Source organism: Streptomyces sp. NBC_00457 (genome assembly GCF_036014015.1).
In the GTDB taxonomy this organism is placed as follows: Bacteria; Actinomycetota; Actinomycetes; order Streptomycetales; family Streptomycetaceae; genus Streptomyces.
In genome coordinates this window covers 1,151,011-1,171,767 of the sequence record NZ_CP107905.1, presented here as the reverse complement: position 1 = coordinate 1,171,767, position 20,757 = coordinate 1,151,011, and the positions used below count along the sequence as shown (strand labels likewise).

Annotated in this window: 13 protein-coding genes; 9 read left to right on the top strand and 4 right to left on the bottom strand. The window is 70.3% G+C overall.

Annotated features, from left to right (window positions below; all coding sequences use genetic code 11):
• Window positions 1–9: 9 nt before the first annotated feature.
• The 5 genes from glgC (at window position 10) to OG828_RS05440 (ending at window position 9,968) form a co-directional block, all read left to right on the top strand.
• Window positions 10–1,230 carry a glucose-1-phosphate adenylyltransferase gene (gene glgC, locus OG828_RS05460; RefSeq protein ID WP_210569554.1) on the top strand — a complete coding sequence of 407 codons (1,221 nt, stop codon included), beginning with the start codon at window positions 10–12 and terminating at the stop codon, window positions 1,228–1,230.
• Between the two features lie 162 nt (window positions 1,231–1,392).
• Window positions 1,393–3,990 (top strand): PA14 domain-containing protein, encoded by a 2,598-nt coding sequence (locus tag OG828_RS05455; protein ID WP_328500276.1) that lies wholly within the window; start codon window positions 1,393–1,395, stop codon window positions 3,988–3,990.
• Between the two features lie 19 nt (window positions 3,991–4,009).
• Window positions 4,010–6,328 (top strand): GH92 family glycosyl hydrolase, encoded by a 2,319-nt coding sequence (locus tag OG828_RS05450; protein WP_328500275.1) that lies wholly within the window; start codon window positions 4,010–4,012, stop codon window positions 6,326–6,328.
• 145 nt (window positions 6,329–6,473) lie between these two features.
• Window positions 6,474–7,817, top strand: a complete 1,344-nt coding sequence (locus tag OG828_RS05445; protein ID WP_328500274.1) for a wax ester/triacylglycerol synthase family O-acyltransferase — start codon at window positions 6,474–6,476, stop codon at window positions 7,815–7,817.
• Window positions 7,818–8,474: 657 nt separating this feature from the next.
• On the top strand, window positions 8,475–9,968 hold the full coding sequence (locus tag OG828_RS05440; protein ID WP_328350784.1) for an SDR family NAD(P)-dependent oxidoreductase: 1,494 nt from the start codon (window positions 8,475–8,477) through the stop codon (window positions 9,966–9,968).
• Between the two features lie 25 nt (window positions 9,969–9,993).
• On the opposite strand, the gene OG828_RS05435 is transcribed toward OG828_RS05440, so the two are convergent.
• A complete protein-coding gene (locus OG828_RS05435; RefSeq protein ID WP_328500273.1) occupies window positions 9,994–10,443 on the bottom strand; it encodes a hypothetical protein in 450 nt (149 codons plus the stop codon).
• Window positions 10,444–10,916: 473 nt separating this feature from the next.
• Here OG828_RS05435 and OG828_RS05430 point away from each other — a divergent pair, with 473 nt between their 5' ends.
• Window positions 10,917–11,090: a hypothetical protein gene (locus OG828_RS05430; RefSeq protein ID WP_107082809.1), complete on the top strand. Its 174-nt coding sequence runs from the start codon at window positions 10,917–10,919 to the stop codon at window positions 11,088–11,090.
• 81 nt (window positions 11,091–11,171) lie between these two features.
• Here the strand turns inward: OG828_RS05430 and OG828_RS05425 are convergent, their stop codons facing one another.
• Window positions 11,172–12,515 carry an amidase gene (locus OG828_RS05425; protein WP_328500272.1) on the bottom strand — a complete coding sequence of 448 codons (1,344 nt, stop codon included), beginning with the start codon at window positions 12,513–12,515 and terminating at the stop codon, window positions 11,172–11,174.
• A gap of 254 nt (window positions 12,516–12,769) precedes the next feature.
• Here OG828_RS05425 and OG828_RS05420 point away from each other — a divergent pair, with 254 nt between their 5' ends.
• From OG828_RS05420 to OG828_RS05410, 3 genes are read left to right on the top strand one after another with little or no spacing between them, the layout of a single operon-like run.
• On the top strand, window positions 12,770–15,091 hold the full coding sequence (locus tag OG828_RS05420; protein ID WP_328500271.1) for an alpha-L-fucosidase: 2,322 nt from the start codon (window positions 12,770–12,772) through the stop codon (window positions 15,089–15,091).
• Window positions 15,084–16,919 carry a family 20 glycosylhydrolase gene (locus OG828_RS05415; RefSeq protein ID WP_328436733.1) on the top strand — a complete coding sequence of 612 codons (1,836 nt, stop codon included), beginning with the start codon at window positions 15,084–15,086 and terminating at the stop codon, window positions 16,917–16,919. The genes OG828_RS05420 and OG828_RS05415 overlap by 8 nt, the downstream gene beginning before the upstream one ends.
• Before the next feature lie 12 nt (window positions 16,920–16,931).
• The gene (locus tag OG828_RS05410; RefSeq protein ID WP_328436732.1) at window positions 16,932–18,476 is read left to right on the top strand and encodes an alpha-L-fucosidase; all 1,545 of its coding nucleotides are present in this window, start codon (window positions 16,932–16,934) and stop codon (window positions 18,474–18,476) included.
• A 44-nt stretch (window positions 18,477–18,520) separates the two neighbouring features.
• Here the strand turns inward: OG828_RS05410 and OG828_RS05405 are convergent, their stop codons facing one another.
• Both OG828_RS05405 and OG828_RS05400 read right to left on the bottom strand, forming a co-directional pair.
• A complete protein-coding gene (locus tag OG828_RS05405) occupies window positions 18,521–19,549 on the bottom strand; it encodes an alpha/beta hydrolase family protein (protein ID WP_328436731.1) in 1,029 nt (342 codons plus the stop codon).
• Window positions 19,550–19,626: 77 nt separating this feature from the next.
• The gene (locus tag OG828_RS05400; RefSeq protein ID WP_328436730.1) at window positions 19,627–20,706 is read right to left on the bottom strand and encodes a LacI family DNA-binding transcriptional regulator; all 1,080 of its coding nucleotides are present in this window, start codon (window positions 20,704–20,706) and stop codon (window positions 19,627–19,629) included.
• Window positions 20,707–20,757 lie beyond the last annotated feature (51 nt).

Here is a 20,757-nt window from a genome sequence, read left to right as displayed (position 1 = left end):
GGAGCGGCCATGCGGCGTGGCGGACCTTCGGTGCTCGGCATCGTACTGGCGGGTGGAGAAGGCAAGCGTCTGATGCCCCTGACCGCGGACCGCGCGAAACCCGCGGTCACCTTCGGCGGCACATACCGTCTCGTCGACTTCGTCCTGTCCAATCTCGTCAACGGTGACATCCTGCGCATCTGCGTCCTGACGCAGTACAAGTCGCACTCGCTGGACCGGCACATCACCACCACCTGGCGGATGTCCAGCCTGCTCGGCAACTACGTCACCCCGGTCCCGGCCCAGCAGCGGCTCGGTCCGCGCTGGTTCCTGGGCAGCGCGGACGCGATCCTCCAGTCGCTGAACCTCATCTACGACGAACGTCCCGAGTACGTGGCGGTGTTCGGCGCCGACCATGTGTACCGCATGGACCCGCGCCAGATGCTGGCCCAGCACATAGAGAACGGCGCGGGCGTGACGGTGGCCGGGATACGCGTCCCGCGCAGCGAGTCGTCGTCCTTCGGCGTGATCAGCTCCGCATCCGACGGCCGTACCGTGGAGCAGTTCCTGGAGAAGCCCGCCGACCCGCCGGGCCTGCCCGACGACCCCGAGTCCGTCTTCGCCTCGATGGGCAACTACATCTTCACCACCAAGTCCCTCATCGAGGCGCTCCAGCGGGACTCCGAGGACCGCAACTCCGTGCACGACATGGGCGGTTCGATCCTGCCGCAGCTCACCGAGCGCGGCGAGGCCCAGCTGTACGACTTCAGCGAGAACCACGTCCCCGGCGAGACCACCCGGGACCAGGGCTACTGGCGCGACGTCGGCACGCTCGACGCCTACTACGACGCCCACATGGACCTCATCGCCGAGCGCCCCGCCTTCAACCTCTACAACCGCCAGTGGCCCGTCTACACCCACTCCGGCCAGCTCTCCCCGGCCCGCTTCAACGCGGGCGGCATCGCGGGGGAGTCCATCATCAGCGCCGGTTGCCTGATCCGCGGGCAGGTCACGCGGTCGGTCCTCTCCCCGGGTGTCGTGGTCGACCCCGGAGCGGTCGTCCAGGGCTCGGTGCTGCACGACAACGTCCACATCGGCCGGGGCGCGGTCGTCCGGGGCGCGGTGCTGGACAAGAACGTCGAGGTGCCGCCGGGCGCGACGATCGGCGTCAACCCGGACCGGGACGCGGAGCTGTACACGGTGTCCAAGGGCGGAGTGATCGCTTTGGGGAAGGGACAGTTGGTGCCGTAGACCGCGGATTCGGTGGAACGGTCCCTGGCGAGCATGTGTTCGCCCGGGACCGTTGTCATGTCCCTGGACACGGAAGCGGAAGCCGTGTTGTCATGCCAACTGCCGTTGATTGCAACGATGTAAATCGCAAGAGCCGCCACACGTCCTCAACAAGGAGGATCCGTGCGACACCGCAGATCCCGCTTCGTGTTAGTGCTCGCCGCAGCCCTCGCCTTCGCCGGCCTCACCGCCCCGTCGTCCGCCACCGCGGCGGCCGACGACCCGGTCGAGATCCACGGTCTGAAGGGCGAGTACTACACCCACTCCGCCCCGGGCGCCTTCGACTTCCACGAGCTGAAGGCCACCGGCTTCGACCAGAACCTCGACTTCGACAACCTGGAGCCGCGCCTGCGCTTCGCCACCGGTCAAGACAACGATGTCAGCGTCCGCTGGACCGGAAAGATCGTGCCGGAGAAGACCGGCCCCACCACCTTCTCGATCATCGGTGACAACGGCTTCCGGCTCTGGATCGACGGAAAGCCGGTCATCGACCACTGGGTGGACGACTGGGACCGCGAGCAGACCGCCGCGCCCATCGAGCTGACGGCAGGGCAGGCCTACGACGTCAAGCTGGAGTACTTCGAGCACTACGGCGGTTCCAACCTCCACCTCCGCTGGACCCCGCCCGGCGGCAGCAAGGTCGCCGTCCCCCAGTCGGCCTTCCGGCTCCCCGACGGCTACGACTACGACGGCGCCATCGCCACCACCGTCCTCAGGGACGGCCGGACGCTCAAACTCGACTTCGCACACGAGCTGTCCGCACCCCCGGCCTCCGTCACCGACCACGTCGAGGCGGTGATCGGCGGCGCCAAGTGGCCCCTGACCACGGCCCGGTTGGACCCGTCCGACCCCAAGTCCCTGCTCGTGGGCCTCAAGGAACCGGTCGTCGGCAACAAGACCGGTACCGCACGCGGCACCGCGGAGGTCCGCTACGACGGCCAGGGCGGACTCACCGCCGACGGCAAGGAGATCGGCTCGTTCTGGAGCAGCGGCGCCAACCGCTCGACGTACGAACTGCGCACCCCCTGGGCCAAGGAAGTCGGCCCGGACAACGCCCTCCCCGAGTACCCGCGCCCGCAGCTGACCCGCGACGCATGGCGCAACCTCAACGGGCGCTGGCAGTTCGCGGCGGCCGAGGCCGGGCAGCAGCCGCCCGTCGGCAAGAACCTCGCCGAGCGCATCCTCGTCCCGTACCCCGTGGAGTCCCAGCTCTCCGGCATCCAGCGGCACGAGGACCGCATGTGGTACCGCCGCACCTTCACGGTCCCGGCGGACTGGCGCATCGGGTCCGGCCAGCGGCTGCGGCTCAACTTCGGCGCGGTCGACTGGCAGTCCGAGGTGTACGTCAACGGCAAGAAGGTCGCCGCGCACAAGGGCGGCTACGACAAGTTCAGCGCCGACATCACCGACGCGCTCAAGCCCGGCCGCACCCAGGAGCTGATCGTCGGCGTGTACGACCCGACCGACGCGGCCGACGGCGAGAACCCGCCCGTGGGCAAGCAGCGCCTGGACCCCAGCGGCATCTGGTACACGTCGAGTTCGGGCATCTGGCAGACGGTGTGGATGGAGCCGGTCGCCCGCGACCACGTCGACTCGCTCAAGGTCACGCCGGACGTGCCGAACGGCCGCGTCACCGTCGAGGCGAAGGGCGTCCGTGACGGCGTACCGATCACGGCGACGGCGTACGACGGCAAGCAGAGGGTCGCCACGGCGCGCGGCCGGACCGGGCAGCCGCTGACGCTGACCATCGACGACCCGCACCTGTGGTCGCCGGACGACCCGTTCCTCTACGACCTGAAGGTGAGCGTCGGCTCGGATCGCGTCGGCAGCTACTTCGGGATGCGTTCCATCGCCGTGGAGAAGGTCAACGGCGTTCCCCGCACGATCCTCAACGGTGAGCCGATCTTCCTGATGGCCACCCTGGACCAGGGCTTCTGGCCCGACGGCCTGCACACCGCACCGACGGACGAAGCACTCGCCTACGACCTGAAGGTGCACAAGCAGCTCGGCTTCAACTCGGTGCGCAAGCACATCAAGGTCGAGCCGGACCGCTGGTTCTACTGGGCCGACAAGCTGGGCCTCATGGTCTGGCAGGACATGCCCGCCATGACCGCCGGGGTGACCCCGAACGCCGCCTCGCGCGCCCAGTACGAGCGCGAGATGAAGGAGATGATCGACGAGCACATCAGCAGCCCGTCGATCGTCATGTGGGTGACCTTCAACGAGGGCTGGGGCCAGTACGACATCGGCCGCATCGCCGAGCAGGCCAAGGCCTGGGACCCGACCCGGGTGGTCAACGGCCAGTCCGGGCTGAACCTCGGGGCCGACGGCGGCACCGGCGACATCATGGACGAGCACGGCTATCCAAGCCCCGCCCTGCCGCCCCAGCCGGACGGTGAACGGGCCCTGGTCAGCGGCGAGTACGGCGGCCTCGGCCTCGCGGTCCCCGGACACGCCTGGTCCGTGCAGCAGTCGTACGTCGACGTCGACCCGGCGACCTACACCGACGACTACCTCACCAAGCTCGACGAGGTGCGCGCCCTGGCCTGCCGGGGCGGCAACGGCGCCGTCTACACCCAGATCGCCGACGTCGAGGGCGAGCTCAACGGCCTGCTGACTTACGACCGCAAGGTCCTCAAGCCGGACGTGGCGCGCGTGAAGGCCGCGCACGAGGCGCTGATCCGGGACATCTCCCGGCCGGTGCCGGCCGATTGCCCGTAACCCCTGGAGGAACCGCAGGATGAGATGGACCCGGCACCTGCGCCTGTGGCTGGCCGGGGCGGTGGCAGCGTCCGCGCTGTGCACCGTCCCGGCCGCCCGGGCCGCCGAGCCGCACGACGGGCGCCTCACCGATCTGGTCAACCCGTTCATCGGCACGGAGAACGAAGGCAACACCTACCCGGGCGCCGCCGTGCCGTTCGGCATGGTGCAGCTCTCGCCCGACACCGGCCACAACACCGGCTACGACTACTCCCACGACCGTATCCGTGGCTTCTCCCTCGTCCACCTGTCGGGTGTCGGCTGCGGTCTCGGCGGCGACCTGCCCTTGCTGCCGACGACGGGTGACGTCACACAGACGGACTACGCCGCCTACGCCGCCGGGTTCAGCCACGACGACGAGAAGGCGAGCCCCGGCTACTACAAGGTCGGCCTGGACTCCGGCATCGACGCCGAACTCACCGCCACCGAGCGCACCGGCGTGCAGCGCTACACCTTCCCGGCCACCGGCAAGGCCAACGTCCTGCTCAACGCGGGCCAGTCGCTGCACAAGACGGTCTCCACGAAGGTCGAGATCCTCGACAGCCGTACCGTGCGCACCGCCATCACCGGCAGCGGCTTCTGCCAGGACACCGAGCCGTACACCGTCTACACGATCACCCGCTTCGACCGGCCCTTCACGACGTACGGCACCTGGGACGGCAGCGCGGTGACCGCGGGCTCGAAGACCGGACGGGACGGCGCGTACGTCCGCTTCGACACGACGCGGGACCGCACGGTCGAGGCGACCACCGCGCTGTCGTACGTCGACGCGCGCGGCGCGGCGGTCAACCTCCGGGCCGAGGGCGGGCGTTCGTTCGACTCCGTCCGTGACCGAGCACAGCGGGCATGGGAGGACCGCCTGGACGACGTACGCGTCCAAGGCGGCGGCGACACCCTGCGCCGCACCTTCTACTCCTCGCTGTACCGGTCGTTCCTGGCACCCAACATCGGCAGCGACGCCGACGGCCGCTACACCGGCTGGGATCAGAAGATCCACCGTGCGAAGGGCTTCACGTACTACCAGAACTGGTCCCTGTGGGACACCTACCGCACCCAGTCCCAGCTGCTCTCCCTGCTCGCGCCGCGTGAGGCCCGGGACATGGCGATCTCGGTGATCAAGATCGACGAGGAGAGCGGCTGGCTGCCCAAATGGGGCTACGGCACGGTCGAGACGAACATCATGACCGGCGACCCGGTGACGCCGTTCCTGACCAACGCGTATCAGCAGGGGCTGCTCAAGGGGTACGAGGAGCGGGCCTACCGGGCGCTGAAGAAGAACGCGGACGGGGTGCCGCCGGCGGACTCACCGGCCGTGGGGCGGGAGGCGAACAAGGAGTACCTCGCCGAGGGCTTCGCGCCGTACGTCAAGGGCCGTCCGCATGTGAAGCCCGGTGACTCGGACTACGACCACGGGGCCTCGGCCACGCTGGAGTACGCCCTGTCGGACGCGATGCTCGCGCAGATGGCGAGGGATCTGGGCCACTCGGCGGACGCCGCGCGCTATGCCGCCCGCGCCCAGAGCTACCGGAACATCTTCGATCCCTCGACCGGCTTCTTCCGGGCCCGTGACGCCTCCGGCGCCTTCACCGGCCCCGCCGACCCGGCGCAGAGCGAGGGCTTCCACGAGGGCACGTCCTGGCAGTACCAGTGGCTCGTACCGCAGGACCTGCCGGGCATGGTCGACCTGATCGGCGGAACGCGGGCCGCCAATGACCGGCTCGACTCCTTCTTCGCCTACGAGCAGCTCCTGGCGGACCCGGCGAAGACCGCGCGCGAGGTGTGGGTGAACGGGCCGTACGACTACTACAACGCCGACAAGTACAACCCGCAGAACGAACCCGACCTCATCGCCCCGTACACCTACCTGTCCACCGGTCAGCCCTGGAAGACCACCGACGTGGTGCATGCCGCGCTGACTCTGTTCACCGACACGCCGACCGGCATGACCGGGAACGACGACCTCGGGACGATGTCCGCCTGGAACGTGCTGTCGTCGATCGGGATCTTCCCGGTCCAGCCCGGCTACGACACCTGGGGCCTGTCCACGCCCGTCTTCGACCGCGTCGACCTCGCGCTGGACCGCCGCTACTACCCGAGAGGCGGGCTCACCATCACGGCGCCCGGCACCTCGGACAGCGACCGCTACATACAGTCGGCCCGGACGGACGGGTCGGCCTACGAGCGGACGTATCTGACCACCGCCACTCTGCGGTCCCTGCGGTCGCTCGATTTCACGGTCGGCTCGCGCCCGTCTGAGTGGGGAACGTCGGCTGAGGCGGCGCCACCTGCGCTGAAGTAACCCCAGACGCCTCATGAGTCCCGCCCCTTTCACCAGGGGCGGGACTTAATCTCTTGTTAACTGTGCGTAGCTTGATCGTACTTGACCGTAATCGGTCGCGGGGGGTTGACTGCTGGCTCACCCTTCGTCGACGCGAGGCAAGCCATTGACTTCTGACCTGCTCGCACCTCTCGACCTGGCGTTCTGGAACATCGAGTCCGACCGGAACCCCATGCACCTGGGCGCGCTCGGCGTCTTCGCCGCGAACTCGCCCACCGCCGGTGCCCACGCGGCCGATCTGCTCGCCGCGCGGGCCGCCGGCGTGCCCGGACTGCGGATGCGGATCCGGGACCTCTGGCAGCCGCTGGCCTTTCCGCCGACGTTCGCGTCCGCCTTCGGTGGCGCCGCGCGTGAGCCCGCCGCCGACTTCGACCCGCTGGACCACATCCGGCTGCATGCCCCGACCGGCGACTTCCACGAGGTGGCGGGGAGGCTCATGGAGCGCCCGCTGGACCGCGCCCGCCCGCCGTGGGAGGCGCATGTGCTGCCCGGGGAGGACGGTGTCTCGTTCGCCGTGCTGTTCAAGTTCCACCACGCGCTGGCCGACGGGCTGCGGGCACTGACGCTCGCCGCCGCGGTTCTGGACCCGGTCGACCTGCCCGAGCGCCGGCCTCGCCCCGAACCGCCGGGGCGCGGCCTGCTCCCGGATGTGCGCAAGCTGCCTGGGCTGGTGCGGGGTGCCCTGTCCGACGTGGGCCGGGCGCTCGACATCGGCGCCTCCGTCGCCCTGTCCAACGTGGGTGTGAGTTCTTCGCCCGCGCTCACCGCCGAGCCCAGCGGTACCCGCAGCACCGCCGGTGTCGTCATCGACATCGACGATGTGCACATCGTCCGCAAGGCCGTCGGCGGAACCGTCAACGACGTGCTGATCGCCGTCGTCGCGGGCGCGCTGCGCCGCTGGCTGGACGAGCGCGGCGACGGCAGCGAGGGCGTCGCGCCGCGTGCGCTGATCCCCGTCTCCAAACGCCGCCCGCGCACCGCCCACCCTCAGGGCAACCGGCTCTCCGGGTACCTGATGAGGCTGCCCGTCGGCGATCCCGACCCGCTCGGCCGGCTCGGTACGGTCCGCGCGGCCATGGACCGCAAGAAGGACGCGGGGCCGGGGCGGGGCGCCGGTGCCGTCGCACTGCTCGCCGACCACGTCCCGGCGCTCGCCCACCGGCTCGGCGGGCCGCTGGTCAGCCAGGGGGCGCGCCTCTGGTTCGACATCCTCGTCACCAGCGTTCCCCTGCCCGGTCTCGGCCTGAAGCTCGGCGGACACACCCTCACGGAGGTCTACCCCTTCGCCCCCCTCGCCCGCGGCCAGTCCCTCGCCGTCGCGATCTCGACGTACCGCGGCCACGTCCACTACGGCCTGGTCGCCGACGCGGAGGCCGTCCCGGACCTGGACCGCCTCGCCGCGGCCCTCTCCGAGGAGGTGGAGGCATTGATCGCCGCTTGCGCGCCGTGAGCGGTGGCGATGCCTCCCGGCGGGGGGTGCGGGTGGGTGGGGGTGCGCGTAGCGCCTTCGGTCCGTGGTGGGGTCGGGGCCGCGGTGGGGGTGTCCGTCCTCGGAACGTCGCGGCTCGGTCTGCTGGTGAGGTGCCCGTGTTGACGCGACAACCGCTGCGGGCGGACACCCCCACCGCGTCCCCTTCCCGCTGTGGGCGACTGCGGGTACGCGGTCGCTTCGCCACAGGAGGCCGGGCCGTCCGGGCGCGTGGGCGACTGCGGGTGCGCGGAACGCTGGGGCGGTCGGCCGTGCCCGCCCCAGCTGCGGGCTCCGTCCCGCCAAGCTGCGGGCATGCGTGCCGCCTGGGGCGGCACGGGTGGGCGCAGGCGGTGCCCCGTCAGCGCCGGGGTGCGCGAACGCCCCCCGCTCAGCCACCGCGCCGGGTGGGATCAGGCGGGCGGGCTGCGGTCCTCGCGGAGGTGAGGGGGTCCGTTGTTCCCTCGCCGCCGCGGAGGCGATCACCGTTCGCCGTCCGTTGGCAGCGTCGGTTCGATCACCAGTCGTAGGCCATGATCAGCGCAGGTTTGGCGTGTGGGCCGGTGCTCCGTAAAATTCCTCGTTCGAAAGCGGACTCGATCGGAGCGCCGCGCGGTGGATCAGGAAGCGGCAGCGGCGATGACGGTGACAGAGGACGGCTCGGCGACCACGGACGAGGTCGTGTACGGGCCCGGCATCGACCCTGAGCGGCTGGCCGTCTGCCTCAGCGTGCTCGAGGAACTCGACAAGCTGGAGGTCGACCACCCCGACGCGATCGCCGTGCGCCGGGCCACCGCGGGCGTCTACCGCACGGTCAAGCAGCGCCGTCGTCAGGAGCGCCGGGCCGCGAAGACCGCGCACGACAAGGCGGTCACGGAGGCCACGGCGACCGGCTCAGCCGAGCGCATCGACGACGAGACCGAGGGACTGCTGCCCTCCTCACGCACCGAGGAGGGCAGGATCGCGGGGATTCTCCAGCGCCCGCGCTCCTGCTACACCTGCAAGACCCGGTACGTCGAGGTCGACTACTTCTACCACCAGCTCTGTCAGCAGTGTGCCGCCTTGAACCGGGCCCACCGCGATTCCCGCGCCGACCTCACCGGCCGGCGCGCTCTGCTCACCGGCGGCCGGGCCAAGATCGGCATGTACATCGCGCTGCGGCTGCTGCGGGACGGCGCGCACACCACGATCACCACGCGGTTCCCGAAGGACGCCATCCGCCGCTTCAAGGCGATGGACGACTCGGCGGACTGGATCCACCGCCTGGAGGTCGTCGGCATCGACCTGCGCGACCCCGCCCAGGCCGTGGCCCTGGCCGACCAGGTCGCCGAGCAGGGTCCGCTGGACGTCCTGATCAACAACGCGACCCAGACGGTACGCCGTCTGCCCTCCGCGTACGCCGCGCTGGTCGAGGGCGAGAGCGCCCCGCTGCCGGCCGGTGAACTGCCCGCCCACCACGTCATCGGCGCCTTCAACTCCGGCGCGGTCGACGGACTGGCCGCGCTGCCCGCCGGTATCAGCGGCCTCGACGCGCAGCAGGTCGCCGACCTCGCACTGGTCGCGGGCAACGCCAGCGTCGCCCGGCACCTCGACGGCACCGCCATCGATGCGGGCGGTCTGGTCCCCGACGTCGTCGACTCCAACACCTGGGTGCAGAGCATCGAGCAGATCTCCCCGGTGGAACTGCTCGAGACGCAGCTGTGCAACTACACCGCGCCGTTCATCCTGATCAGCAAGTTGCGGTCGGTGATGGCCGAGGCCGCGCGCAAGGCGCCCAGCAAGCGCGCGTACGTCGTCAACGTCTCGGCGATGGAGGGCGTGTTCGGCCGCGGCTACAAGGGCGCGGGCCACCCGAACACGAACGCCGCCAAGGCGGCCATGAACATGGTGACGCGGACCAGCGCCCAGGAGATGTTCCAGACCGACGGCATCCTGATGACCTCCGTCGACACCGGCTGGATCACCGACGAGCGCCCGCACTACGACAAGCTGCGCCTCGCCGACGCAGGCTTCCACGCACCCCTCGACCTGATCGACGGCGCGGCCCGCGTCTACCACCCGATCGTCAGCGGCGAGCAGGGCGAGGACCTGTACGGCGTCTTCCTGAAGGACTACGCGCCGGGCAAGTGGTGAGGCCCGGCGAACGACGAGGGGGCCGTCAGTCGACGGCCCCCAGCCGCGAGTTGCGGGCGGCCACCAGCTCCAGCACCGTGCGCCAGTCCTCCAGCACCCCGGCGTCGAACCCCGCGCTGCGGCCCTCCTCCTCGGCCTGACGCAGGCTGACCAGGTCGTCGTCCACGGGAGTGCCGAGCCGGGAGTGGCGGCGTATCAGACGGGCGACCCGTTCACCGAGCAGACCCCGCACCGCGTCGGCCGTGCGGTCGTCGTGCCCGGCCGTGTCACCGGGCCACAGCAGCCGGCCGATGGGCCGCACCAGGCCCGCGACTTGGAGCTCCTTGTCGGCGGGACGGCTGCGGCGCAGCAACGCGGCGGTCCGCAGGGCGTGCTCGTGCAGATCGACGCGGTCGCCGGCGCGCTGCCGGGCGTCCCATGTGCCCCTGCATGCGTGCAGTAGATCCATCAGCTCCTCGACGCTGCGCAGCTCCATGCGTCAGTCCTCCCGCGAGACAGCCGTTGCCTGACGGCAGCAGATCATGGCGAGCTTTCGGCACAGCCAACGGGACTTGAACTGCGCGACGACCGATACGGCTGTCTCGAATACGTCGTCGCCGGTGTAGGCCGAACGAGTGACGTTCGTGCAAGACATTTCATGAGAAAAGTGCGCATATCATGACCCAGCGAACACGGGTGACTTGTGATGGTTACCCCAAGTTTTCAGCCCCATCGAGCGGACCCCCGCTCATTTGGGTACTCTGAGGGGGACGGACAGCAGCACGGGGTCCTACCCAACACCCAGAGTCCGTCCCGGGGACGAGCCGGATATCACAGCCAGCTCTCACCTGAGTTACCGGCGCCACCGCGTCCGAGCAGTTCTCGACCCAGACCCGAGCGGGCGTCAGGCGCACAGCAGCAGAGTGGCCGGTATGCCCCGAGGGTGACCCGACACATAAGGAGTGCGCGGTGACACCGGAGAAGACGAATCGCGAACAGCGCCCCAAGGAACGCACGGAGCGCGCGGGCCGGCGGCCCGGAGAGATCGGCAGCCTCGACGTGTGGGCCCGTTCGGCCCCCATCCGCCTGGCCGGTTACGAGGACGACCTCGCCGAGCCCCACATCCTGCCCAGCGTCGACTGACGCCCTCAGTCAGGCCCCTTCGCGATCGCAGCCGCGGCCGGTGACCGGCCGCGGCTTCGGCATGCGCAGGACCTGGGCGGGCTAGTCGAGCGGTGCCGTCCGCTGCCACGGACGCAGCTTCTCCACCTGCTCCGCCAGTTCCAGCAGCACCGCCTCCGACCCCGGCCGTCCCGCGAGTTGTACGGCGCAGGGGGCGCCCGAGGGCAGGGAGCCGAACGGGACGGACAGGGCGGGCCAGCCGGTCAGGTTCCACGGGGGAGTGAGCGGCGAGTAGTTGGTGTCGGCGAGCACATTGCGCAGCCAGCCCCGCTCGTGCCAGGCCACGGCCTTGGGGGAGCGGCGGGCCAGCGCCGGAGTGAGGACCACGTCGTGCTCGGCGAAGAACGGCTCCAGCTTCCTGCGCAACTGCTCCCTGCTGTCGCCGGAGGTGACACGGCCCACGAAGCGCCGCCCCACGGCGGCATGGACCCGGGTGCGCCGGGTCAGCAGACGCGGGTCGTAGTCCCTGGCGTCCACCGCCGTGCCCGCCGTCCAGTGCGCGAGCGAGGTGAAGCTCAGCGACAGCGGATACGGCGGATCGGCACGCCGGATCTGATGACCCGCCTTGGCCAGCACCCCGGCCGCCTCCCGGGTCGCCTCCGCATACGGTTTGCTGATGGTGACGCCGGCGAGCGGGCTGCGCAGGGACACGGCGACCTTGCGCGAGGCCGGCTCGTGCGGTCGTACGGCATCGGTGTCGGCGAGGACCGACAGCATCAGGCGGGCGTCCTCGACGGTCGTCGCCAGCGGGCCGTTCTCGGACATGCCGAACCAGTCGCCCTCGCCGATCCCCGCGGGCACGACGCCGTGGCCCGGCTTGATGGTGACCAGGCCGCAGTTGGCCGCGGGGATGCGCAGTGAGCCCATGCCGTCGTTGCCGAGGGCGATCGGCACCAGCCCCGCGGCGACCGCCGCCGCGCTGCCGCCGGAGGAGCCGCCCGCCGAGCGGGAGGTGTCCCACGGGTTGCGGGCCGTGCCGTGGACGCCCTCGCTGGTGCCGAAGACGCACAGCTCCGGCACGTTCGTCAGACCCACCACCACCGCGCCCGCCGCGCGCAGCCGGGCCACGGTGACATGGTCGTGGTCGGCGGGGGTGTCGGGGGTCGCGGCCGAGCCGATGCGGTTCGACTCGCCCCGTACGGCGAGGTTGTCCTTCACGGCCACCGGCACACCGGCGAGCGGCAGTTCGGCCAGATCCCCGCGCGCCGCCACCTCGTCGGCCTCGGCGAGCGCCGCCTGAGCGCGGACCACACGGAACGCCCCGACGCGGCCGTCGAGCCGCTCGATCCGGGCCAGGTGCTCGGCCACCACCTCCCGGGGTGTGGCCCGCTTCTCCCGTACGGCGGCGGCGATCTCGACGGCGGTCCGGCCGGTCCAGTTGGTCACGTGCGCTCCTTCACAGTGCGTCTACCGGCGAGTATGTAGGGAGAACTGTGCCCGGGACCGGGCGGCACGTCGAGAGGGAGCGGGGCTTGGACATTCGGGCGGCGGTTCTTGGACTTTTCGCGCGGGTGTGCCCAAGAGCCGCCCGCTGAACAGCAGGTCCTCCGATCAATCGCTCAACTCTCCTGCCGTTCCGCCCCATTGACAGGCTCAGAGGCCCGCTCAATCATCGGACATCCGATGAATTGGAGCCGCTCATGAGTACGTATCCAAGACGTCTGGTCCTGGGTGTCGCGGCGGGCGTCGCCGCCTCCGCAGCCCTTCCGCTCACCGTGACCGCCGAGGCGCACGCCGCCGGTCAGTGGGTTCCCGTCCCCGACCCGGTCCCCGTCCCGCTGGACGGGCTGTACGACAACGACGGCATCGACACCTCCTCCGCCCGCGGCGGTGACTTCGACGGCTCGGGCTACACCTTCCCGGGCGAGGAATTCCCCTCCGGCCGGGTCGAGGTCGACGGCATTCCCTTCCTCTTCCCGTCCGCGGACGCCGCGAACAACGTTGTCGCGCTCGGCCAGCGCGTCGAACTGCCCAAGGGTCGTTACCTTTCGGCCTTCTTCCTCACCGCCGGCAGCTACGGCAACGCCTCCGGCAAGGCCACCGTCCACTACGCCGACGGCACGACCACGACGGCAGGGCTCGGCGGCGCCGACTGGTACGCGGCGGGCGGCTCACTGTCGGCGCCATACCGCTATGGCCCGGACGGGACGAAGGACGAGCACAGCGTCGGGATCGGCACGTCGGAGGTGTGGCTCGACCCGCAGCGGGAGGCGGTCGCCGTCACCCTGCCCGTGACCAACCCGGCGGAGGCGAACAAGGCGTCCCTGCATGTCTTCGCGCTCTCCCTCCAACCCGTCGCCCAGGGCCGGGCGTTGGCCCTCCTGGCCGCCCGTTCCACGAACTCACTCCTGGAGTCCACCGGCGCACAGAGCGTCGAGGCCACGATCGTCAACGCGGGCACCGTCGCCCTACTCGCTGCAGACGCCGTGTCGGTACGCGTCGACGTACCCGGCGCCCGCACCGTAGAGCCCGCCCGGATCCGCCGTCTCGACCCCGGCGAGCAGGCCCGGGTCCGCATCGGCATCCGCAACCGCGCGGGCACGGCACCCGGCACCGTCCGGGACGGCTCGGTGACCGTGAGCGGGCGAGGAACGCAAGTCACAGCCAAACCAAGCAAGTTGAACCTCGGCGTGGCCGACTACCAGCCCACCGAAGCCTCCCTCTCCGGACATCAGGCGCCGTACTGGTTCCACTCCGCCAAGTTCGGCATCTTCATCCACTGGGGCGTCTACTCGGTGCCCGCCTGGTCGCCCGTCGGCAAGCAGTACGCCGAGTGGTACTGGAACCACCTGCAGGACCCGGCGAACGCCGTGCACGCCTACCACCGCGAGACCTACGGCGAGGACTTCGCGTACGACGACTTCATCCCGATGTTCACGGCGGAGAGGTTCGACCCGCGCGCCTGGGTGGAGCTGTTCCGGGACGCGGGCGCCCAGTACCACGTCCTCACCTCGAAGCACCATGAGGGCTTCGCGCTGTGGGACACCAAGGTCTCCGACCGCAGCTCGGTGAAGATGGGCCCCCGAAGGGACCTGATCAAGGAGCTGTTCGAGGCGTCCCGCCGCTACACGCCCGAACTCCACCGGGGCCTGTACTTCTCGATGCCGGAGTGGTTCAACCCGGACAACCCCTGGATGGGCCACGCCCCGCGTAATCCGTACACCCTCGAACCGGTGCCGTACACCGGCCACACGGCCGGCAAGGACTACGTGAAGGACTACCAGGCGCCGCAGATGCTGGAGCTGATCCACGGCTACGACCCGTCGGTGCTGTGGTGCGACATCGGCGGCGTCAACGACAGCGTCCATGTGCTCGCCGAGTACTTCAACCACGCCAAGAACCGTGCGCGTCCGGTCGAGGTCACCGTCAACAACCGCTCGGGCATCGGCTTCCACGACTTCACGACCCCCGAGTACACGACGTACGAGAACACGGTCGTCGCCAAGTGGGAGGCCAGCCGCGGACTCGACCCGTTCAGCTACGGCTACAACAAGGCGACCCCCGACGACGCCTATATGACGGCCGAGGAGGTCGTGCACAGCCTCGTCGACATCGTCTCGAAGAACGGCAACTTCCTCCTCGACATCGGCCCGCGCGCCGACGGCACCATCCCGGAGATCATGCAGACGCGGCTGCGCGAGACGGGCCGTTGGCTGCGCACGAACGGGGAGGCGATCTACGACACCACGTACTGGTCGCGGATGGCGCAGCTCGGCGAGGACCTCAGGTTCACGGTCCGCCCGAACGAGGCCTTCTACATCCACTCCCTGGCCCGGCCGGCCGCCCAGCTCACCGTCGAGGCGCCGGTCCCGGTCCGGGCCGGCGACAAGGTGACGATGCTCGGCCACGACCGGCCTCTGACCTGGACCGTACGGAACGGAGCACTGGTGATCGACGTACCGGAGGCGGCCCGGAAAGCGGGTCGTCACGCGTGGGTGTTCAAGGTGGAGTGGCATGGCTGAGCGCGGGAAGAGACGGTTCGCACTGATCGGGCTTGTCGCGTTGCTGATGCTCTTCGGGGTACCGGCGCAGGCGGCACCGAAGGAGCAAGCGCCGCCGGTCACCGTGCCCGCGCTCGCCAACTGGACGGCCGAGGCGGGCAGTTATGCCTACGGGAACGGGACTCGTCTGGTCGCCGGCTCCGGGGCCGAGCGCCGGGTCGCCCAGACCCTCGCCGACGATCTGCGGGCCGCGGGACACGGCACCGTTCCTGTCGTACGGGGCGGGGCGCGCGCCGGTGACGTCGTGATCGACGTACAGCCCGGGAGGACCTCGCTCGGCAAGGAGGGCTACGAACTCCACGCCGGCAAGCGGCTGTCGGTGACCGGCGCGACCGAGACCGGCGCCTTCTACGGCACCCGGACCGTCCTGCAACTTCTCGCGCAGGGCGACAGGATCCCCGCCGGACGCACGGTCGACGTGCCGCGCTACCGGGAGCGGGGGGTCGGCGTGTGCGCCTGCTACATCCACATCTCGATGCCCTGGCTGGAGAACCTCGTCCGCGAGATGGCGTACCACAAGCTCAACCAGCTGCTCCTCGAACTGAAGGTGAAGAGCGACGCCCACCCCGAGGCCAACACCTGGGGCTACTACACCAAGGACGAGATACGCCGCCTCGTCGCCCTCGGCGCCAAGTACCACGTCGAGATCATCCCCGAGATCAACTCCCCGGGCCACATGGACCCGTGGATAGAGAACCGCCCCGACCTGCAGCTCACCGACACCGACGGCAACAAGCAGCCCTCGCGCCTCGACATCACCCGGCCGGAGGCCTTCGCCTACTACACGAGCCTGATGGACGAGTACGCGCAGGTCTTCCCGTCCACGTCCTGGCACATGGGCGCCGACGAGTACATGCTCGGCTCCGACTTCGCCAAGTACCCGCACGTCCTTCAGTACGCGCGGGAGAAGTACGGCCCCGATGCCACACCCCAGGACGCGTTCGTCGACTTCGTCAACCGTGTCCACGCCCACGCGGCGGCCAAGGGCAAGAAGCTGCGCATCTGGAACGACGGGCTCACCGGCGCCAACACCGTGCCCGTGGCGGCGGGCACCACGGTCGAGCACTGGCTGAACGTGGCCGTGAAGCCGAGCCAACTGATCGACCAGGGCTACCCGTTGATGAATGCCGCCTATGCCCTGTACCTCGTCCGCGGTGGCTTCCACTCCGACACCCGGGGCTTGTACGAGCAGAGCTGGGATCCGCGCAGCTTCGAGGGCGAGAAGCTCGCCTCGGCCGACGGCATCACCGGCGCGAAGATCAGTCTCTGGCCCGACAACGGCCGCGGGGAGACGGAGAACGAGGTCGCCGAGCGGCTGTGGCCCGCGCTGAGCCATGTCGCCCAGGCCACCTGGGGCGATCCGCACCCCGACGCCACCTACGCCGAGTTCACCGCGCGCGGATCGGCCGTGGGGCACGCGCCCGGGTGGCGGGACCTGACCCGGACGCCGGTGGCAGACGGGACGTACACCTTCCGGACGGACGGGCTGTCGTTCACTGCTCAGGCGAAGCGCACGGCCGACGGCTATCTGACCCTGCGGACCGCGGACGGCTGCCTGGAGGTGCGCGGCGGCAAGCTGACGCTCAACGTGCCGCTCCAGCCGGGCGCCGAAGCGACCGCGCAGGTCTGCGACGCCGCGAACACCTTGCAGCGCTGGCAGTTGGAGCCCGCCGTCGGCGGATACCGGCTCGTCAACGCCATCACGCGGATGACCCTGAGCCCGGACGACGGCCGGCTCGCGCAGTACCCGCCCGACCGACTTCCCTCCGCCGTCTGGCACTTGAGCTGAGGAGTCTCACCGATGACTGTCTCCAGACGCCTCTTCGTCACCGGAGCGACCGCCGTCACCGCGCTCGCCGCGACCGGAATCCCCGCGGCGGCCGCACCCGCCGAGGCCGAAGATCCCCGCTACCGCATCCCCGTCTCCCCGGACGACACCGAGGCCGACCTCGTCCGCAAGGCGTCCCAAGTCCGGCCCACCGCACGGCAGATCGCCTGGCAGCGGCTGGAACGGACCGCGTTCCTGCACTTCGGCGTGAACACTTTCACCGGTCTGGAATGGGGCACCGGCGACGAGGACCCCGACGTCTTCCAGCCGGCCGGCCTCGACACCGACCAATGGGCCAGAGCCCTGCGCGACGGCGGCTTCCAGCTCGCCATCCTCACCGTCAAGCACCACGACGGCTTTGTGCTCCACCCCTCCCGCTACACCGACCACACCGTGGCCTCCAGCAGCTGGCAGAACGGACACGGCGACGTACTGCGCTCCTTCGCCGACGCCATGCGCCGCCACGGCCTCAAGGTCGGCGTCTACATCTCGCCCGCCGACGAGAACCAGTACCTCCACGGCGTCTACGCCAACGGCAGCGCCCGCACCACGCACACCATCCCCACGCTCGTCGCGGGCGACGACCGCACACCACGGGAGTCGTACAGCCTCCCGGCCACCGACTACGGCGCCCACATGCTCAACCACCTCTACGAAGTGCTCACCGAGTACGGCCCGATCGACGAGGTCTGGTTCGACGGAGCCCAAGGGCGCATCCCGCCGGACAAGGTCGAGAAGTACGACTGGGACAGCTGGTACACCCTGGTGCGGTCACTCGCCCCGGACGCGGTGATCGCGGTCTCCGGCCCGGACGTGCGGTGGGTCGGCAACGAAGGCGGGCTGGCCCGCGAGGACGAGTGGAGCGTCGTACCGGTCCAGGAGAAGGACTACGGCCGGACCGACTACGCCCTCGCCTACGACGCCCCGGACATGGGCAGCCGTGACGCCCTCGTGGCGGCGCAGCCGGTGGCGGACTACCTCCAGTGGTGGCCGGCCGAGTGCGATGTGTCCATCCGGGACGGCTGGTTCTACCATGCCGACCAACAACCCAAGAGCGTGGCGCAGTTGACGGACATCTACTTCCGGTCCGTCGGGCGCAACTCGGTTCTGCTGCTCAACATCCCGCCGGACACCGACGGGTTGCTGCCCGCCGCCGACGTGGTCCGGCTGCGGGAGTTCCGCGAGCGCGTCGACCGGGAGCTGCCCGAGGACCTGGCGCGGGGAGCCCGTGTCACGGCCTCACCCGGGCGGGTCACACTCGACCTCGGAAAGGAGCGGGAGGTGGACCGTGTCCGGCTGGCCGAGGACATCCGGCACGGTCAGCAGGTGGAGAGCTTCGTCGTCGAGGCCCACGTGGACGGCGCCTGGACGGAGGTGACCGGGGCGGGGACGGTCGGCGCGAGCCGGATCCTCCTGCTGGCGGCTCCGGTGCGGGCCCGCCGGTGGCGGCTGCGGGTGACCGGCGCCCGGAGTGCCGTACGGATCACGGAGTTCGGGCTGTACCGGTCCCGGGTCTGAGGAGCAGGTGGCCACCAGGGCGTCGGCGACCTGGTGGCCACCGTTCAGCGCAGATGCTCCTCGAAGAAGTTCATCGTGGTCTCCATCGAGCGCGGCCACTGCCCGTAGAAGGTGTGGCCCTCGCCGCGATAGGTCCGCAACTCGACATCCTTGCCCGCCTTCTCGAACGCGGCCACGGTGTGCCGGGTCCAGGCGATGGGGCAGGTGTCGTCGACGGTGCCGTGATGGATCAGAAGCGGCTCGGTGACCCGGTCGAGGTAAGTGAGCGGGGACACCTCGCGCCAGAACTTCGGGTTCTCCTTGGGCGTACCGTGCTCGGCCTCGATCTGGCCGACGAGCGGGTCCCCTTCGGGGCGCTGGAACTGGTCGATGTTCTCCTCCGGGTGCCCACTGACCGGAGCGAAGGCAACGGCGGCGTCGAACAACCCGGGAGCCACCACCAGGGTGTTGTAAACGACACCCCCACCCATCGACCGCCCCAGCAGTCCGATCCGGTCACCGTCGATCTCCGGCCGCCCGGCCGCCCGCAGCGCCTTCGCCGCCCCGATGACGTCCTCGGTGTACCCGAGCCGGAGATTCACGTCATTGTCGGCATCCTTGTCCGACCTGGCGTGATTCCGGTAGTCGGTGTGCAGGACGACATAGCCGTTACGGGCGAGAAGATCCTGCTCACGGTTCAGCCCGCGGCCGGTGGTGTAGATGTCCGGATCGATATAGCCGTGCGCGAGGACGAGCGCCGGGAACGGCCCCTTGCCCGTGGGGATGTTCATGAGCCCCGAGATCGTCAGCCCGTTCGCCTCGTACGTCACCTCGTAGCTGGTGTAGGCGTCGGTACGGGCCAGCACGGTGCCGAGCTTCAACCCGGAACCGGTGTGCTCGCGCTCGATCAGGCCGGGGATGGACACGGGGTTGACCGGGGTGGGGGAGGGCGTGGGGCTCTGCGTGGTGGTGCGGGGCGACGCCGATGGACTGGGGCGCGCCTGCTCGTCATCGCCGCCGTCACTGGACGTACAGCCCACGGCGGCAGACAGCACCAGAGCGAGCACGATACGGACCGTTCCCCTAAACCGCATACGGCCATTGTCCCTGACGAACTAAGCCACGGTCCGGCATCGCCGCTAAGGGGCGCGGGGAACTGCGCGACCAGCCCCTACGGCGCCGCAGACGACACACGACCGCCCCCCGCCCAACCCGCGGAGCGCCCCGTACTGGCCCGCACAATCAACCGCGGCACCGGCACCCGAACCGTCCGCGCCGGCCCCCCGTCCACCAGCGCAGTCAGCTCCCTCGCCGCCGTACGCCCGAACTCCACGCTGTCCCGGGACAGCGCGGAGAGCCACGGCTTGACCATGCGGCACAGAGCAGAGTCCTCCCACGCCACCACCGACACGTCCGCCGGCACCGAGAAGCCCAGCTCGGTGGCGGCGGCGACCCCGGCGAGGGCCATCACGTCGTTGTCGTAGATGAGCGCGGTCGGGGGAGCGGGGGCAGCGAGCACGCGACGGGTCACGGCCGCGCCCTCCGCGTCGGAGTAGTCGGTGGTCACCGAGTCCACGCCGGTCAGCCCGCGCCGTCCGGCCTCGGCGCGCAGCGTGCGGACCCGGCGCTCGGTGTGCGCGAGCCCCGGCAGTCCCGCGATGTGCACGATCCGCCGGTGCCCGAGCGCGTACAGCTCGTCGACGACCGCGGCCATCGCGCCCGCGTCGTCCGCCCACACCGTGGACAGGCCGGGGTGCCGTTCGTCCGGGGCGCCGCCGATCACCACGGCCGGCAGGCCCAGCTCGTCGAGCAGGTCCGGCCGGGGATCGTCGGTGCGCGGGTCGACCACGAGGACACCGTCCACGCGGTGCTCGGCCCACCAGCGCCGGTACACCGCGCACTCGTCCTCGATGTCCTCCACGACCTGGAAGAGCAGCCCGAGATGACGCTCGGCCAGCACCTCCTGGATGCCCGAGACGAGTTGCAGGAAGAACGAGTCCACACCCAGCGTCTCGGCCGGCCTGGCGAGGACGAAGCCGACCGTGGCCGCGCCCTCCCCGGACAGCGCGCGGGCCGCCGTGCTGGGCCGCCAGCCCAGTTCCTCGGCGACCTGCCGCACCCGGTCGCGGGTGTCCTCGGAGACCCCGGGCCGGCCGTTCAGCGCGAAGGAGACGGCGCTCTGCGAGACGCCGGCGTGCCGCGCGATGTCCTTCATCGTCGGTCTGCGGGCCGGTGAGCGCTTGCCTGACATGGTGATTCCTCATTCCCCGACGCATTCCCGGGCCAGTATGCACTAATGCGG

What these genes read in the sequence shown, in the direction of transcription:
- OG828_RS05405 (WP_328436731.1), bottom strand. Translation starts at nt 19,549, where the DNA reads ATGCGGTTTAGGGGAACGGTCCGTATCGTGCTCGCTCTGGTGCTGTCT.
- OG828_RS05400 (WP_328436730.1), bottom strand. Translation starts at nt 20,706, where the DNA reads ATGTCAGGCAAGCGCTCACCGGCCCGCAGACCGACGATGAAGGACATC.
- OG828_RS05410 (WP_328436732.1), top strand. Translation starts at nt 16,932, where the DNA reads ATGACTGTCTCCAGACGCCTCTTCGTCACCGGAGCGACCGCCGTCACC.
- OG828_RS05450 (WP_328500275.1), top strand. Translation starts at nt 4,010, where the DNA reads ATGAGATGGACCCGGCACCTGCGCCTGTGGCTGGCCGGGGCGGTGGCA.
- OG828_RS05435 (WP_328500273.1), bottom strand. Translation starts at nt 10,443, where the DNA reads ATGGAGCTGCGCAGCGTCGAGGAGCTGATGGATCTACTGCACGCATGC.
- OG828_RS05440 (WP_328350784.1), top strand. Translation starts at nt 8,475, where the DNA reads ATGACGGTGACAGAGGACGGCTCGGCGACCACGGACGAGGTCGTGTAC.
- glgC (WP_210569554.1), top strand. Translation starts at nt 10, where the DNA reads ATGCGGCGTGGCGGACCTTCGGTGCTCGGCATCGTACTGGCGGGTGGA.
- OG828_RS05415 (WP_328436733.1), top strand. Translation starts at nt 15,084, where the DNA reads ATGGCTGAGCGCGGGAAGAGACGGTTCGCACTGATCGGGCTTGTCGCG.
- OG828_RS05420 (WP_328500271.1), top strand. Translation starts at nt 12,770, where the DNA reads ATGAGTACGTATCCAAGACGTCTGGTCCTGGGTGTCGCGGCGGGCGTC.